Annotated in this window: 12 protein-coding genes; 7 read left to right on the top strand and 5 right to left on the bottom strand. The window is 37.3% G+C overall.

The features are described from left to right. The coding region (locus tag GSY74_RS07590) for an ATP-binding protein (protein WP_223157505.1) at positions 1-1716 on the top strand (1716 nt) is incomplete at its 5' end. A 154-nt stretch (positions 1717-1870) separates the two neighbouring features. Here the strand turns inward: GSY74_RS07590 and GSY74_RS07585 are convergent. Then, complete coding sequence (locus GSY74_RS07585; protein ID WP_164664498.1) at positions 1871-2404, bottom strand: Uma2 family endonuclease; 534 nt, start codon at positions 2402-2404, stop codon at positions 1871-1873. Positions 2405-2465: 61 nt separating this feature from the next. On the opposite strand from GSY74_RS07585, the gene GSY74_RS07580 reads away from it, so the two are divergent. Continuing rightward, the gene (locus tag GSY74_RS07580) at positions 2466-5126 is read left to right on the top strand and encodes a hypothetical protein (RefSeq protein ID WP_164664497.1); all 2661 of its coding nucleotides are present in this window, start codon (positions 2466-2468) and stop codon (positions 5124-5126) included. 43 nt (positions 5127-5169) lie between these two features. Here GSY74_RS07580 and GSY74_RS07575 read toward each other — a convergent pair whose 3' ends face one another. From GSY74_RS07575 to GSY74_RS07565, 3 genes are all read right to left on the bottom strand, one after another. Beyond that, on the bottom strand, positions 5170-6708 hold the full coding sequence (locus tag GSY74_RS07575) for an inorganic phosphate transporter (protein WP_164664496.1): 1539 nt from the start codon (positions 6706-6708) through the stop codon (positions 5170-5172). A 242-nt stretch (positions 6709-6950) separates the two neighbouring features. After that, positions 6951-8576 (bottom strand): hypothetical protein, encoded by a 1626-nt coding sequence (locus GSY74_RS07570; RefSeq protein WP_164664495.1) that lies wholly within the window; start codon positions 8574-8576, stop codon positions 6951-6953. Between the two features lie 91 nt (positions 8577-8667). Next, positions 8668-9744: a hypothetical protein gene (locus GSY74_RS07565; protein ID WP_164664494.1), complete on the bottom strand. Its 1077-nt coding sequence runs from the start codon at positions 9742-9744 to the stop codon at positions 8668-8670. A gap of 218 nt (positions 9745-9962) precedes the next feature. Here GSY74_RS07565 and GSY74_RS07560 point away from each other — a divergent pair, with 218 nt between their 5' ends. Beyond that, entirely contained in the window at positions 9963-10757 is a 795-nt protein-coding gene (locus GSY74_RS07560) for a hypothetical protein (RefSeq protein WP_164664493.1), read from the top strand. On the opposite strand, the gene dnaG is transcribed toward GSY74_RS07560, so the two are convergent. After that, positions 10754-12406, bottom strand: coding sequence for a DNA primase (gene dnaG, locus GSY74_RS07555; protein WP_164664492.1), 1653 nt, complete (start codon positions 12404-12406; stop codon positions 10754-10756). The two genes, GSY74_RS07560 and dnaG, sit on opposite strands and share 4 nt — an antisense overlap. A 50-nt stretch (positions 12407-12456) precedes the next feature. Between dnaG and GSY74_RS07550 the strand changes: the two genes are divergently transcribed. The 4 genes from GSY74_RS07550 to GSY74_RS07535 all read left to right on the top strand — a co-directional run bounded on the left by GSY74_RS07550 (position 12457) and on the right by GSY74_RS07535 (position 16548). Further along, positions 12457-13506, top strand: a complete 1050-nt coding sequence (locus tag GSY74_RS07550; RefSeq protein WP_164664491.1) for a lipopolysaccharide assembly protein LapB — start codon at positions 12457-12459, stop codon at positions 13504-13506. Positions 13507-13615: 109 nt separating this feature from the next. Then, a complete protein-coding gene (gene rnc / locus GSY74_RS07545; RefSeq protein ID WP_164664490.1) occupies positions 13616-14293 on the top strand; it encodes a ribonuclease III in 678 nt (225 codons plus the stop codon). Then, the gene (gene aroC / locus GSY74_RS07540) at positions 14294-15370 is read left to right on the top strand and encodes a chorismate synthase (RefSeq protein WP_164664489.1); all 1077 of its coding nucleotides are present in this window, start codon (positions 14294-14296) and stop codon (positions 15368-15370) included. Positions 15371-15399: 29 nt separating this feature from the next. Next, positions 15400-16548: an NAD-binding protein gene (locus tag GSY74_RS07535; RefSeq protein WP_164664488.1), complete on the top strand. Its 1149-nt coding sequence runs from the start codon at positions 15400-15402 to the stop codon at positions 16546-16548. Positions 16549-16612: the final 64 nt, after the last annotated feature.

Raw genomic sequence — 16612 nt, 5'->3', positions numbered from 1 at the left:
TTTATCGAAGCCAAAAAAGTTGAAAAAGCACTAATCTATAAAGATTTAAAATGTTCTCCCCAAGAGGCAACACTGTTACAGTATATAAGTAGACGATTTGTGCAAGGGTTAGAAGAGACATCTGTACTAGAAATCCTACAAGATAACTTCAAATCCAAAGATTATGAGCATCTAAATCATCTCTCTTTGATTAAGAAGCTTATAGACTTGGGTTGGATTGTTCAAATAAGTTTTGGGCATATAAAAATTCAAGAAGTCTCCAAACTAGAGATACTAAATAGCTCCATAAGCCCTAGCATGGCTCTGCTTAGACTACTTGAAGAGGGGTCGATGGAGATTATACTACCAGAGATAAAACCATATACTGACCATCTTGAGTATCTCCAAGACCAGTTTGACATTATAGAACTTCTACACAAAATAGCTATATCCAAACAGGGTTTTAGTGATAGCTCACTAAGTGCAGGTAGATTACAGAGTAAACTAACTCTTCTATCTAAACGCATTGATGCAAGGCTAGAGATTACAAAAGAGCCGATTATTGTAGAGGAGTTTTTCAAGGAAAAAGAGTTTTCTGAGCAGGAGGAGAAGATATTCTTGGCTCTTCTAAAAGAGGAGTACTCAGGAGGAGAGGGGCAGTTCCGTGATATGAACACCCTTATAGAGCTTATATCCCTAGATGAGTATGAGAAGATTCGTAACCGCTCCTTGCTTGAAGATGGCTCTAAACTAATTAGTGAAAATATCATAGATTATGAGGAGATACTCAATATGTTTGGTGGAATCAGCCGTTCATTCTACCTCCAAGATGATATACTTCAAAAGATTATCCATCCAAACAAAAAGAAAAAAGTAACCAAACTTAAGCTAGATAAACTAGTAGAAGAGCAAGAGATGTTTGAGTGTCTAAAGACAACCACTACACTAGATGATGTGGTACTTCACCCAAAAACAAGAGCTGTACTTGATACAGTCATCAAACAAGTTGACAAAGATGTCTTTAAAAAACTAAAAGAGTGGGGAATCAAAGATAAAAGAAAAGGGATAGATGCAAGAATCATCTTCTACGGCTCCCCTGGAACAGGAAAAACCATGACAGCTATGAGTCTAGCCAAAACACTCAAACGCCCTATCCTAAGCTTTGACTGCTCCAAGATTCTATCTATGTATGTAGGAGAGAGCGAAAAAAATGTCCGTAAAATCTTTGACGATTTTAAAATCCTAAGCAAAAAAGCAAAAGTTGACCCAATCTTGCTACTAAATGAAGCAGACCAGTTCCTCAGTAGCCGAACAGAGGGTGCAGGAAGCAGTGCTGACAAGATGCACAACCAGATGCAAAATATCTTCTTGGAGCAGATAGAGAAGTTTGAAGGTATCCTAATAGCCACAACCAACCTACTTGACAATATAGACAAAGCCTTCTCGCGAAGATTTAACTACAAAATAGAGTTCAAAAAACCTGGCATTATACAAAGAAAGAGACTATGGCACTTTATGCTACTAGAAAAAGCCGACTATGAAGAGGGTTTTGATGTAAATATATTAGCCAAACATGAGCTAACTGGTGGGCAGATAGACCTCATTGTCCGTAATACTGCCTATAAAGTTGCCGTCAGAGATGAATCTCTATTCTCTATGCAAGATTTTTTAGAGGAGATAGAGAAAGAGCTTGGTTCTAGTTTTGATGGAGAGAGTAGTATGGGGTTTAAGGTTTAAACTAAACTTCTTTCAAAATTCATTTGGAATCGGAGACTTTAGTCCAATGCCATTGTCCCTACAATATTTTAATTTCAAAACCGTAGAGACAAGGGATTCCCTTGTCTAAATCCTTATGCTGAAGCCATCGGTTCCTAGTTTTGAAAGAAGTCTACTACTCAAAAACCTCCAAAACATTAACCTCCTGCTCCAAGCAGAGTATCTCTATCTTATCATCTACTCCATAAACTCTATCATAACTATACTTCCCTCGTTTGAGTATAAACTTATCTATAGTCCTATACTCTACATTGACCAAAAAATACTCTCTTACACCACTTTTTTCATAAAGCTCTTTTTTGATACTCTTATCTTTATATGCTGTTGATGGAGAGAGTACTTCAAAAATGGCACATGGTAGTTCATCTGATTTACAAAATAGCATAACATCAGGTTGAACTACAGAGACACTGTTGTCTACGGTTAATTTTATGTCAAAAGGTGCTATACGAGGAAAACATCTCTTTTTCGCTTTGCTAATATTTTTTAGTATAAAAAAGACATTACCAACTGCATCTTGATGTGAAGCACTAGCCCCTGCCATCATATGAATTGTCCCAAAGATTAACTCCACTCGCTCTTTTGTGCTACTGTCTATATCTAAATAATCATCATAACTATAGTTTTCTAATTTTAGTGCCTCATCCATAATCTTGCTCTCTTTAATATGTTTTTGAGTATTATACCTAAAACCATTTAGGAGAGAAGAGATGTCGAAAATATTACTATCTATAGCACTACCAATAACTATCTTTGCAGAGGGGGTGGTCGTCCCAGATAACTACAAAATCAGTGAAAATGAAGATGTAAGTTATGTTTACACATCAGAATATGCAGAGATTCTTCCAAAGATGAAAGCATATCAACAAGATTTGATGCAGCAGTATGAAGATGATTTTGGATATAAGCTAGATGATACTCTCTTCGTTGGTTTAGCTTCAAAAAACAACCAAATTGCCAATGGCTTCTCAACTCAAATCCCTTTTAACTCTCAACTATACTACGGTGCAGGTGTGGGACACATTGACTACTTCTGCTTTAACTCTTGGCTCAAAACTCTGATTATACACGAGACAGCACACAACTTTCAGCTCAATGCAAAAGAGAGCAAAGCTTCATGGCTTAGTCACAAGATAGTAGGTAATACGCCTGTATCTTTTTTGGGACTTTTTCCATTTTTCCCCATACCAAATCTGTTGGAGAGTAATTTTCTGCTAGAGGGAAATGCTGTGATGAACGAGTCTCGTTTTGACAATGGTGGTCGACTATATAGTGGATATGCACTTGCCGAGGTTGTTGCATTGGCAAAGGCTGATAAAATCAAACCAGAGCTTATATACAATGAGACTTTTGATTTCCCTTATGGTGAAAAGGTCTACTTGGTTGGTGGTTTTTTTCAGCAGTTTTTGGTAGAGAAGTATGGGGTTAAAAAGGTCAACCACTACTTTAAACTACACTCAAAACAGCTCTTTCCATTTTTTACTAACGCTGCTTTCAAAAACCTATTTGGCAAGACATTTAAAACCCTTTTGGCAGAGTTTGTCACAGAGATAAAAACAAAACATGCCAATTTCAAAAGCACAAAAGGGAAAATCATCGCAAAAAGTCAAAGCTTTGTTCCCATGAATAGCTCTGACAATGAGATATATACAGTTATCTCCGACCTTGAAAACTTTCCACAAATTTTAAAATATAGTAGAGATAAAAAAGAGATAAGCTACCAAGAGGGAGCATGTAACAGAGGCGAACCTTTCAAGATAGATGAAAAGTATAATACTCAAAGCTCATCAAAAACTTCACCTACCAAAATCGTTATGGGTCTTTTTGATAATGACTCATATCTGAAAGAGGGAACAGAATCGAAAGTGATACAGGGCTATATGCCTGATGGTAGAGCCGTCTATTTCAATTTAGACAAATCTCTGGAGACTCCACATATATATATCGGTCAAGAGTTTTATGGTTTGAGTCACTCTAGCGTTCATATCGACAAAGATGGCAATCTCTACTACTTCAAACAGAAGGGTCAAACTAGAACTCTCTACAGAAACAAAAAGGCACTCTTTGACTACCAAGGTCACTACGGTTTTGTAACAGATGTAGATAGCATTGGAGCGATATATTTTATAGCAAAAAGTGAACATGGTAGCACTGCCTATCGTTACAGTGGAGCTAAAACAGAGAGAGTAACAGCAGGGGATGATGTTATAGACTTCAAGCTTATCAATGGCACAGAAGCAGTTGTGGCTACTATAGACTCAGAGGAGTATAAATACCAAACTTTAACTATCTCACCAAAAGATGCCAAAGTCTTTAATACTAACTATGAGATAGAGGATAAAAAGAGCAAGGTGACACAAAATAGTCAGCCGTTTGAAATATCCAGTACAAAACTAAAATCAAAAGAGTACAACTCTCTCACTCAACTCAGATATAGCTCACTTGACCAATTTGTAGGCTACTCCACAGAGGATGGTGTGCTTTTTAATCTTCGAGCAAACTTTGTTGACCCACTAATGCAAAATATACTATCCCCTATGCTTTCACATGATGATGAGAGAACAGTAGGAGGAATAGGTTATCAAAGTCAAGCTCACTCCTTGGAGTTTGGGGGTAGTCTCTATGGTGTTGAGTATGATGAAGAGATTGATGTCAACTCCACAGATAGAGACCACGGCTACTCTGCTTATCTAAAATTACCATTTTTAGCCACAGGATACTGGCGTGGCTCATCTACACTAGAGTATAGCAAAGAGTATGACTCTGCATATCGAAAACCACTTACGCTCTCTTTTGATATAATCAACAACAAACAGTTCGGCAAGAGTAAATTTCCAAATCATCTAAACTATCTCAATCTCTTCACCTCAAAAGATAGAGATAGCAACGCTCTTGGAGCTTCTTACACTTGGATGCATGATTTGGGATGGCAGAGCTATGTGGGTCTAAGAGCATCTTACCTAAAAAGCGACAATGTCGATGAGCGATTTGAACGAGGAATAGAGATAGATGACAACTGGGGGGATATCCAAAACGATTCTGCCTCTATCACCATGCCAACGCTAGATAAGACCCTATACGCAAAAGAGGCAAAAGTAGCAGGAGCAACTGTATATAAGGTCTTTGATACTCCCCTATACTTCTTCTCATTTCCAGTATCACTACAGAGAGAGACCATCTATCTGAAACATAGGTTTTATGATTTTGAACTTCCAAATGAGAATAGACAATATAACGAAACTACAATTGGTCTGGAGAGTGATATACTCTTTTTTCATAAACTGCCAGTTCCTATAAAGCTTGAGTGGCTATATAATGAAGATTCGGAGGACAAATCACTATTTAGAATATTACTTGGTAGTGAGTTCTAATCGTAGGGGCAGAGCAATGTCTCTGCCCTTTGTAATATAAATATTAAACCCCAATCCCCTTAAGAATAAAGAATATAACAGCCGAAAGAACAGCAGCCACAGGAACAGTAATAATCCAAGCAGCTACAATTTTTTGAACCATACCTCGCTTAACATACTTCTCTTTTAACTCTTTTTTGATTACTTTAGCAATCTTCTTCTCTGCCTTGACAATCTCAAAGAGTTCAGATTTTCTCTTATAGTCACTACCTACATTTTCAAGCTCTACTTTATACCCATCAACTACTGCTAGTTGTGTTTGAAGCTCCTCATGTTTTGCAGAACTTGCATTACGGTCAAGCCACTCTCTAAGGAAACCAACACCAAATACACCACCAACCGCGATATGAGTCGAAGATACAGGCAATCCAAGCTGTGAAGCGATAACAACCGTAATCGAAGCAGCCATCATAATAGAAAACGCTCTCATCTGGTCAAGCTCTGTAATCTCTGAACCAACAGTTTTGATAAGTCTTGGACCAAATAGTGCTAGACCAACAGAGATACCAATACCACCAACGACCATTACCCATAATGGGATAGATGCTTTGGCTGAAATAGTTGTATTTGATAGAGAATCAAAAATAGCAGCCAAAGGTCCAACAGCATTCGCAACATCATTTGCACCATGAGCAAAAGATAGTAGTGCGGCAGCAAAGATAAGAGGAATCGTAAACAGAGTATTGATAGAGGCTCTACTATCTTCAAGTGTTGCCACCTTAGATGCTACACGAGGTTTAACAATCACATAGGTGATAAATGCACCAATCACACCAAATATCAGAGCAATACCAATTGTTGGTTTTTTATCAACCACAGGTAAAAATGGAAGAATCTCTACAATATCAACCCATACTTTTTTTAGACCTTTTACTGTCAAGTAAGTAATAAATGCCATCGCCATAACTGATACTAAAATAGGAACAATCTTTTTTGCAGACTCTAGCTTGTTATCCGTAAATACAATTTTGGATTTGATAATATAGAGGAATCCAGCAGCAATTAGTCCACCAAGTACTGGAGAGATAACCCAAGAAGCAGCGATTTTACCCATAGTTCCCCATGAGACAATGGCAAATCCACCAGCAGCAATACCACCACCCATAACACCACCAACAATTGAGTGGGTTGTGGATACAGGAGCTTTGAGCATAGTTGCCAATGTCAACCAAAGAGCCGCCGCCAAGAGTGCCGCTGCCATCGCATAGACAAATATCATAGGGTCACCTGCAAAAGCAGAAGGGTCAATAATCCCTTTTTTGATAGTCTTTACAACATCTCCACCTGCGATTAACGCACCTGCTGCCTCAAATATAGAAGCGATAACAATCGCCCCTCCAATTGTCAACGCACCTGCTCCAACAGCTGGCCCTACATTGTTTGCTACATCATTAGCTCCAATATTCATCGCCATATAAGCACCAAAAACGGCTGCCATCATGAGAAAACCTACATTTGGTATATCTCCAAATGCGTAGTTTACATAGAAAGCAACAGCTATTGCAAATCCTGCTCCTAGAATAACTTTGATAGAGTTGTTCATCTTATCCCTTTGTTTTTAAATAGCCGAAGTATATTATAAAAAGGTTACAGAACGGTAACATAGTAAATAGATATCTTGCAAAACTCCTTGGAATCGGAGGCTTCAGCCCAATGCCAATGAATTAGCGAGGCTGAAGCCGTCGGTTCCTTATATGCAATCTGCATTTTCGGAATCGGCGTGTTTACACCCGAACTATTTAGCTTAATTCATTGGCATTGGGCTAAAGCCATCGGTTCCTACTTTTAACTATTATGAATCGTAATCTGCTTAAATGGAATCTCCCAACCATACTCACTACAAGCCTCAACAGCCCATCGCCCAATAGACCTACGCAGACGATGATAGAGAGGTGCCATATTTCCATTGAAGTTGGCAACTATAGCAATATCAAGTGATGACTCCCCTGCATGAGAGAACTGAACTATCAACTTTTTAAGCCCATCTCTGTATCCCTCTTTTTCTATTTTTTGCAATATAAAACTCTCCAACTGCTTCACAATAATAGTAGTACTCTCTTTTTGATGACCATAACCAATCCCTATGCTATCTATGATTCTAAAATCCGTCGATAGATTTTGTGGAGATAGTGCTAAAAAGTCCGATACTATGTAGCTCCTATGTCCACCACCAACATCAACAAACTCTATAAACTCTAGTGAGATTCCCACTACCTTTCCATAATAGTCATTGGAGAGAAGAAGCCAATCACCCACTTTACAAGGGAACCAAGGCTCATATTCGAGTGAAGGTCGCGAAGCCAACCCAATCAACTCCTCTATAGGGATACGAAGACTCACACCAGATACTGGGTTCTCTATAATCGTAAAAATATTGATATTTTTTACTCTCCACGGCAGGTCAAGATAGAGGATTCGTTCATCTTCACGCACTGAACCGATATTTAGAAGGAGTCGTGCCTGTTGCCATAGCTTTGAGATAAAGCGTCGAAATGTCCAAGCGATACCAAAAAGAATCAAAAGACCAAAACTAAAAAGTACCCAATCCTCTTCATAATAAAATACAGCCATTGGAACTATAATCGCCAACAGTGCTGTGAAAATACGATAGAGAAGGTCAAAGAGTCTTAGATGAAAACTACGATTTGCTTTGGTAAAAATTGGAAAAAGTTTAATAGCTATAATGTGAATAGTATGCATAACAATAATAACAGCCAAAAATGCTAAAAAACCCTCCAACAAAAACAACCCTCGCTCTTGAAAAAAGCTTTTGCTACTCTCGTGGAGTGACTCTGTAAAAGAGATACTATTTTTGTCTAACATCTCTACTTGATGCATGGAGGCGTTCATATTGCTTGAGAGCAGTGTAATCTGTCTGTTCCAATACTCTTGAAGAGCCAGTAGCTCTTTTGTTAAAGTTCTGTTTTTGGTACTGTTTAAGAGAGTTTCGATATTCTCATATGCTTGAGCCGCTTTAGGGAGAACTCTATCATAATACTCTATCTCCTCTTGAAGCTGTGCTTTTTTTCTTATCTCTTTGGTTAGCTCTTTTGCACTCTCTATAAGAGGTTTAATAAGTAGATGAAAATCTTCACTTACGGTATTGTTAGAGGGGGTTTTACTAGAGTCTTCCAAAGATATATCAATACCTATTGCTATCATCTCAAATTTTCTTCTTAACTCATTGACCTTTTTATCAAGTTGTCTAATCTCATCTTTTAGACGCTTTTTTTCATCATCTAGCGTTGAGGTATACTCCTGTATCGTTTTTATTTTGATTTCATCTTCCAAAATAATTTTGGACTTTTGTAGTTCAAGTAGTGTATAGATAGTATTTTCGTTGGCGAGACTAGATAGAGAGAGGAAGATAATAGTGATAAAGATAGTAATAGTAAGTTTTAATATGTGCATTTTTATTGCTTTTTTGTAATTGTATCAGATATGGTATAGGATAGTTATTAATTAAGAAAAGAGATTCCCCAAAAGGGGAAGTGAGAGATAATTACCAGTTAATCTCCGTTGTTAACATAACAGCATCGGTTCTTTTACCAACTGCACTTCCACCCTCTCCAAGGTAGTTAGCAATAAACTCTACATTTTTGTTATACTGATATGTTACACCAGCAATTGCTCTTTTCTTCTCACCAGAATTATCATCCATATCAAAGAAATCATATCGTCCTATAGCGTTCCATTTTTTGGCAAATCTATACTCACCATTGATTGAGTAACCATCACCTTTGTATCCTGTGTGACCATCATCTACAGTGATATACTGTCCTGCAAGTAGAAATGCTGGTTGATTATATACAGCATGAAGCCCCATCCAGTTTAGGTCTTCATTTTTGTGCTTTCCACTCTCTTGATTCTGTTGACCAAAAAATGAGACATTTGCATAACTGTTTTTCTTTTTAGCTTTGCTTTTACCACCACCAAGGATATGACCTGTAAGTCTCCACTCAGCACTAAGTCCAGCTTCATTCTCATTGTCATCATTGTGGTAACCCTCACCGTTAAATAGACCTAGTTCACTAGAGAAATTCTCTGTTTTAGTCTTTAGGTTAAAACCTAAATCAGCAGAGTTAGTAAGGTGAGCACCCTTATCAGCTTCAACATAAACTTTTGAGATTGAACGATAGTTCCATCCACCATGCTCTTCATTGTCAATCCACGGTCTATGTACTTGTCCTAGCTCAATACCTGTGTTTGGTAGTACATTATCTAAGTATAAAAAAGCATACTTAAGTCTAACATTCCATGTACCATCCATATCTTTACCAACAGTATCTCCATTAGAGTCCTCATGTTTGCTATCATCAATCTGATGAGTGTCAAGCGTTGTTCTCATATAACTCTTTGGATTATCTTTGAAATAAGCTTTTACCTGAAAGTAGTTTCTTCTAGTCTCAAACTTATTGATTCTATCTTCTCCATCTGTCTCTGAGCTTACAAATCCAAGATAGTGTTTACCTGAAAACTTAAGAACTGGAACTTTTGATTTAACCTCTGTTCCCTCACCTGCTGTTGCCATCGTTGTCAAAGTAGCCAATGCTACTGCTGATAATAAGATTTTTTTCATACCTATATACTCCATTTCTGTTTTAATTGGGTAATTATATTGAAAAAAGGTTACAGAATGGTTACAGAGGATTTTAAAACTTTTTTTTGCTATAATAGTGAGAAATATAGATTAGACATCTTGCAAAACTAGGAACCGATGGCTTCAACCTCGTAATGTTCGGGACTAAAGTCTCCGATTCCAAGGAGTTTTGCAAGAAGTCTATTAAAGGAGAAGCCGTGCTTAGACAATTTTTACTTTTAATAATATTGTTTTTCATAACAGGATGTGTACAATCCTCCCCCACAACAAGCTCAACAACTATTCACCGTTCAGCTCAAAAGGTAGGTTATCTGGTCAATGTAAGAGCATACCCTACACATACCCACATAGGGACAACTGCTCTAACAAATTTTACAAAAAACTATCCATTTGGGTGGAAAATTCCCTCCTATATAGAGCGACAGCTAGATGAGAAACTGAAAACTTTTGCGGGTGTATACCCTGTAAATCTTAGAAAAAAAGGTATCAATCCCAATGAGATTAATAATCTAATCAAAAATGTCAATGGCATTTGGATGGTCGCTAGAGGTAAATCAGAGGCGTACAAAAGAGTAACAAAACAGCTCGGACTATCTGCTATTGTTATAGTCAATGAGAGTGCAAAACAGGCGATTAGAGATTGTGGTATGTTGGGGTGTAAAGAGTTCAAAGCAAGTGGGTATGGAGTTGTAACGCGTAGCTTTTTAAACTCTAACAAATTTTACTCTGCTACAGCATTTTATGCGAATGTATATAAACTTAATCCTCTAGGTTCACTAAACAGTCAACTAACTGCAATCAATGAGAGTAAAAAGATGACGCTTGTAGCTATATCAAAAGGCTCAATCGTAGAAGAGAATAAGATTAATTTTATATACCCTCAAAACTTCAACAGGTGGACAGAGCAGGAGTTCAAACCATTTAGAGCACCACTTATTAGATATATTGATGAGATGACTCAAAAAATTATCGGAGTAGTTAGAGATAACTAGATGTTATTGTAAGCGACCAATTCACCTCGTTTTAGTCGTGGCATTATATCCATCTTAATTTTACGAATCAAAAAGCTCTTTTTCATCAAAGAGAGAGAGCTATCTGTGGTAATACTCTTTAGCCTATTTGTATAATATATAAAAAGAGATGCGGAGAGAGCCTTTTTTAACTCATCCTCATCCATAACCTTTATATTTTCATCAAGCATCAAACCTGTTAAATTTGAATTGCCCTGCTCCTCTTTGATTACAGCATCAAAGAGTGATGCGTAACTCCCAAACATAGAGGAGTCAACCACAGATATAACCTCATTGATAAGTTTTTTCTTCTCATGTAGTGTTTTGATAATACTCAACTGACCTACATCCTCTTTGGGTGAAGAGAATCTAGCATTGACATTTTCCACTTTTACTGTTGAGCCAAACAGGGCAGGAGATATACCCAAAACAGTAGCAGAATGAGAGATATAGGCTTCTCTAATAATTGGGCTTAGTCTGTCAAGATAGCTTTTAATCGTACCAAATGCTATCTCTTTTTCTCTAGGATTTTGCAAATCATAAGCTTTAGCAGACATCTCTATCACAAAAGGGATAAGAGGCTGTTCGGCTCTTAGCAGATTTGCCACCTCTTGTACCTTATCAGCGGCAATCATATCAGCAGGGTCTGCTCCATTAGGAAAGAGAACCACCGAACCATCAAATCCACCCTCTGTCAACATGGTAGCAGCCTTCAAAGCCGCTGCCACTCCTGCTTTGTCCCCATCATAAGCGAGTATAATTTTAGGTTCACCCTTGCGAAGTATAGGTAGATGCTCCACTGTTAGAGCCGTTCCCAAAGTTGCCACTGCCTCTTTGAACCCAGCTTGGTGGAACATTATTACATCCAAATAACCCTCACAAACTATAAGTTTTTTACTACGATAAATATGCTCTTTGGCTTTGGAGTAACCGTAAAGGAGTTGTGACTTATTAAACAACTTAGTTTGAGGAGAGTTAATATATTTAGCAGGATGATTACTAATAGTCCGACCACCAAACCCCACAATAGCCCCACTTGCAGAGTAGATAGGAAAGGTAATTCTCTCCGTCAATCGTGCATAAAAACCACCTCTATCTCTCTGTGCCACAACCCCTGCCTCTTCTGCTTTTGGAACAGGCAAAAAATTGGCAGAGAGGAAATTCATAAGCTCATGAGAAGCCCCTACAAAACCAATACCAAAAGTCTCTATAGAGTGCTGATTTATCCCTCTATCTCGTATATATTTTGTTGCAATATCATTATAGTCTAAATTTTTACTATACCAACCTTGAACCTGCTCTAACACTCTGCGAGTCTCATTATGGTCACTAGAACCCTTGGTATAAGCTAGTGAAAAATTCATCATAGAGGCTATCTTCTCTAGTGCCTCTGGGTAGTTTAGCTTCTCATACTCTTTGACAAACTGGATAGCGTCGCCACCTACGCCACAAGAAAAACAGTGATATATCTGTTTTGAAGGACTAACCACAAAACTAGGAGTTTTTTCGCTATGAAAAGGGCAGTTGGCTTTAAAATTTGCTCCTGCTTTTTTTATCTCTATATAGTTGGAGATAATATCAACAATATCGATGCTGTTTTTAAGATTCTCTTCGGATGCTTTGTCAATCATAAAGGTATTATATCTAATATGTTAAAATAAAAGAAAAAAGGCACAGCACTTTGGACAAAATTCTCCCTGCATATAACGACCCACTCTTTAGTATTTTGATAATAGTACTACTTATACTTGTAGTTGCTATTGTATCTTTTGTAATGGGGAACTACAAAGAGGAGAGACAACGCAAGACTTTAAAAAGTTTTTTAGGGAAAATAAAAACTGATGAGTGTACACTAGATATTGAAAAATTACCTTTTGAAGAGGCTTTGATTACACCCCTCTCTCTACTGGCACATACATTTAGTACACAGGGGGAGTATCAAAAATCTATTGGTATATATCTATACCTCATTAATAATATTTCACCATTTCCCAAGAAAGAGTATCTCCTTGAAGGTCTTGGAAAGACTTACCTAAAAGCTGGTTTTTTGAAGCGTTCAGAGTCCATATTTTTAGAAATTTTGAGAAAACATGCAAGGAATAGAGAGGCCTTATATCATCTGGAAGTTGTTTATGAACTTCTAAATAAGCATGATAAAGCAGGTCAAACACTAAAACCACTAGAGATATTGGGTGAAAATTCAAATTCACTCAAAGCACATTTGAAACTATCTAATCTATTAAAAAACCAAGAGATTAACCGAGAGGATAAAGTTAAAAAACTAAAACAGCTTATAGAAGATAGTTCATACTCATATAGAAGGGTTATTAAAGAACTTTTTAAGCTAGACCTAAACGCTGCATGGGAGTTACTGGATATTGATAAAATAGACTCGATACTTGATATTCTGTGGTTCTTACCCTCTTCAAACCTCAATTTTGATATAATCTCTACAAATAAAACATTGAGTAGCATATATAGGGCAAAAGGAGTTTTAGAAGCCAAGGGTAGCGTCTCAAAAAGTGGTATATTTGTTATTGATACTATAAATGCCGCACAAAAAGGTGGTAGCCATGAAGTTGATTTGAACTTCAAATATGGATGCAGTAGATGTAAACAGCATTTTCCTATCTCTTTTGAACGCTGTCCTAAATGTTATGCTATAGACTCTATACAGGTAAAAGTTAGTCTTGCAAAAAAACAGTCACATACAGGTTATTCACTGCTTTGACCATTTATTTGGAACCGATGGCTTCAGCCTCGCTAATTCATTGGCATTGGGCTAAAGTCTCCAACTCCAAGGAGTTTTACAAGATATCTAAAGAAAAAAAAGGAAAAATATGAGTAAATTTAAAGCACTAGAGAAAGCTTTAAACTATCAATTCAGACGAGATGACCTCATCACCGAAGCACTCACACATAAGAGTTATAAGAAACCTTATAATAATGAGCGTTTAGAGTTCTTAGGTGATGCTGTACTCGACTTAATAGTAGGAGAGTATCTCTTCAACAAATTCCCAAAAGAGAATGAAGGATTACTATCTAAAATCCGTGCCTCTTTGGTCAATGAAAAAGGTTTTGCAAAACTAGCACTAGATATAAATCTGGGTAAATGTCTTCTTATCTCCTCAGCAGAAGAGAACAACTGTGGTCGAACCAAACCATCTCTTCTCTCCAATGCATTTGAAGCGATTATAGGAGCTATATACCTAGAGAGTGATCTACAGACTGCATCAAGAGTAGCCGTGGATCTTATAGAGGATGGTTATGAGACGATAGACCTCAACTCTCTCTCCAAAGATTTCAAAACCACACTCCAAGAGCTTACCCAAGCTGAATTTGGAGAGACACCAACCTATAAGATGGTTCGTGCTTTTGGACCAGACCACAAAAAAGAGTTTGAAATATCTATAGAGTTACAACACAAAGTCATAGCTACAGCAATTGGGCGAAGCAAAAAAGAGGCTCAACAAAAATCAGCAGAGATTGCCCTAAAAAAACTTCAAGGAGTAGAATAAGTGAACAGTTTTGGAAAAAAATTCACGATTACTACATTTGGTGAGTCACATGGAAAAGCTCTTGGCTGTATCGTCGATGGAGTACCAGCAGGACTTAATATTGATGAAGAGTTTATACAGTCTGAACTAGATAGAAGAAAACCAGGGAAGAGTGAGCTAGAGACTGCAAGAAAAGAGGATGACAAGGTAGAGATACTCTCTGGTACATTTGAGGGGTTGAGTACAGGAACACCTATTATGATGGTTATCTTTAACTCCAACCAAAAGAGTCGTGACTATGATAATATCAAAGAGCTTTTTCGCCCTGGACATGCTGATTTTACCTATTATCATAAATATGGAATCAGAGACTACCGTGGTGGTGGGAGAAGCTCTGCAAGAGAGACAGCCGCAAGAGTAGCAGGTGGAGCAATTGCCAAATTGATGCTCAAAACTTTAAATATAGAGATAGCCTCAGGAGTATGTGAAGTAGATGGCATCAAGTCTCAATCGTATGACTTTACTCATGCCAAAAGCTCCAAACTCTATGCACTAGACCCAACTGTAGAGTCAGCACAAGAGAGAGCTATACTTGATGCGAAGAGTAACCATGACTCTGTAGGTGGAGTCGTACTCACTGTAGCAAAAGGTGTTCCTATCGGTCTAGGTGAACCACTATACTATAAACTGGATGCTATCTTGGCAGAAGCTATGATGGGAATTAATGCCTCAAAAGCTATAGAGATAGGAGATGGCATTGCCTCAACACATCTAAAAGGTAGCCAAAATAATGATGAGATAACACCCAATGGATTCAAAACAAATCACTCTGGTGGTATACTCGGTGGTATCTCAAATGGTGATGATATTATTGTCAAGACTCATTTTAAACCAACTCCATCTATCTTTCAAGCACAAGAGACGGTTACCAAAGAGAATGAGGCAACTGTTTGTGAGCTAAAGGGCAGACATGACCCATGCGTGGCTATTAGAGGGTCTATTGTTTGTGAGTCGATGATGGCACTTGTTTTGGCTGATATGGTTCTACTTAATATGGGTAAAAAAATGGAGCATCTTCGAAGTATTTATTGCGGATAGAGCTATATTGATTTTTATGGAGAGCAACTATGAACATAAAAAACCGACTTACAGAGTTCAAAAACTCAAACAACAAACTCTACTATCTCATTAATAATAAAGAGCTAGTAGTAGGTTTTTTTGCCTTATTGGCTTTTATATTTGGAATCATAGGTTTTAGTATTTCAAAAGAGACCAATGGTTTCTTAGATGTCATAAACAACACTATTGCACTCTTTGCATTTGCCTATCCTGATGATGATAATATCTATTTGGATATAGCTAAACTTTTAGCCATTATAGGACTTTTTGGAGGGGCTATCTCTTTTTTTATTCATCGTGTATCTAACCATCTAGTGGTATCATCAATTGTTAAAAAGCCTTATAGTCTGGTCGTTGGATTGGGCGAAAATAGTCGGTATTATCTCAATAGTGAAATGGATAGAGCAGGAGAAATAGTGATTGTGGAGAGTGATAAAAGTAATCCCTATATTGACCACTATATTGCCAAAGGGTTTGGTCTCTATATCGGTGATATTTTGGATAATGAGGTGATTGAAAATATCAACCTCTCCAATCTACAACAGGCTATTATATCAAGTGGGGATGATAAGAGAAATCTTGAAATTTTGATAAAATTAACAGACTCTTTTGGAGATGTAGAGTATAAAAGAGTCTATATCCATTCAGAGGAGTTTGCACTTAAAGCACTCTTTATGGAAGGGGTTGTTAGCAGACAGAATATTGAGATTGTACCGTTCTCTTTTTATGAACTGGTAGCTAAAAATCTATTTTCAAAACACTCTATCTTTGGTGATAAAGAGGAGATAGTCACAGGTAGTGAACCTTATTCTATAGCCATTATTGGCAGTGGAGAATTAGCTATGGAGGTGATTTGTCAACTTTTCAATATCGCTCATCTGCCCAATGAGAATGAGTTGAGTATCTATTGTGTTGACAGGGAGGCAGATAGATTTATAGAAAAAATTAAAAATAGATATAGTTATGTTGATAAAATCTTAAATATAAAATTAGTTCCACTAAATGATAATTTTGAAGATGAAAATTTTTATCAAAATAAGATTTGGTTTGAAGATAATTTGACTAATGTTATTATTACGGATAAAGATGAACAGAACAACCTCAATATAGAATCCGCTGGCCAATTGAACATCTTAACCAGGAAGCCATCTGGTTAGAAGTGAATAAAATCCCATTCTATGATGAAAGCGGAAAAGTAGTTGGAGTGTTGACTACAGCGGA

It is taken from the genome of Sulfurovum sp. bin170 (assembly GCF_010892395.1).
GTDB lineage: Bacteria > Campylobacterota > Campylobacteria > Campylobacterales > Sulfurovaceae > UBA1140.
The sequence above is the reverse complement of the archived record's forward strand: the minus strand, read 5'-3'. Positions and strand labels throughout refer to the sequence as shown.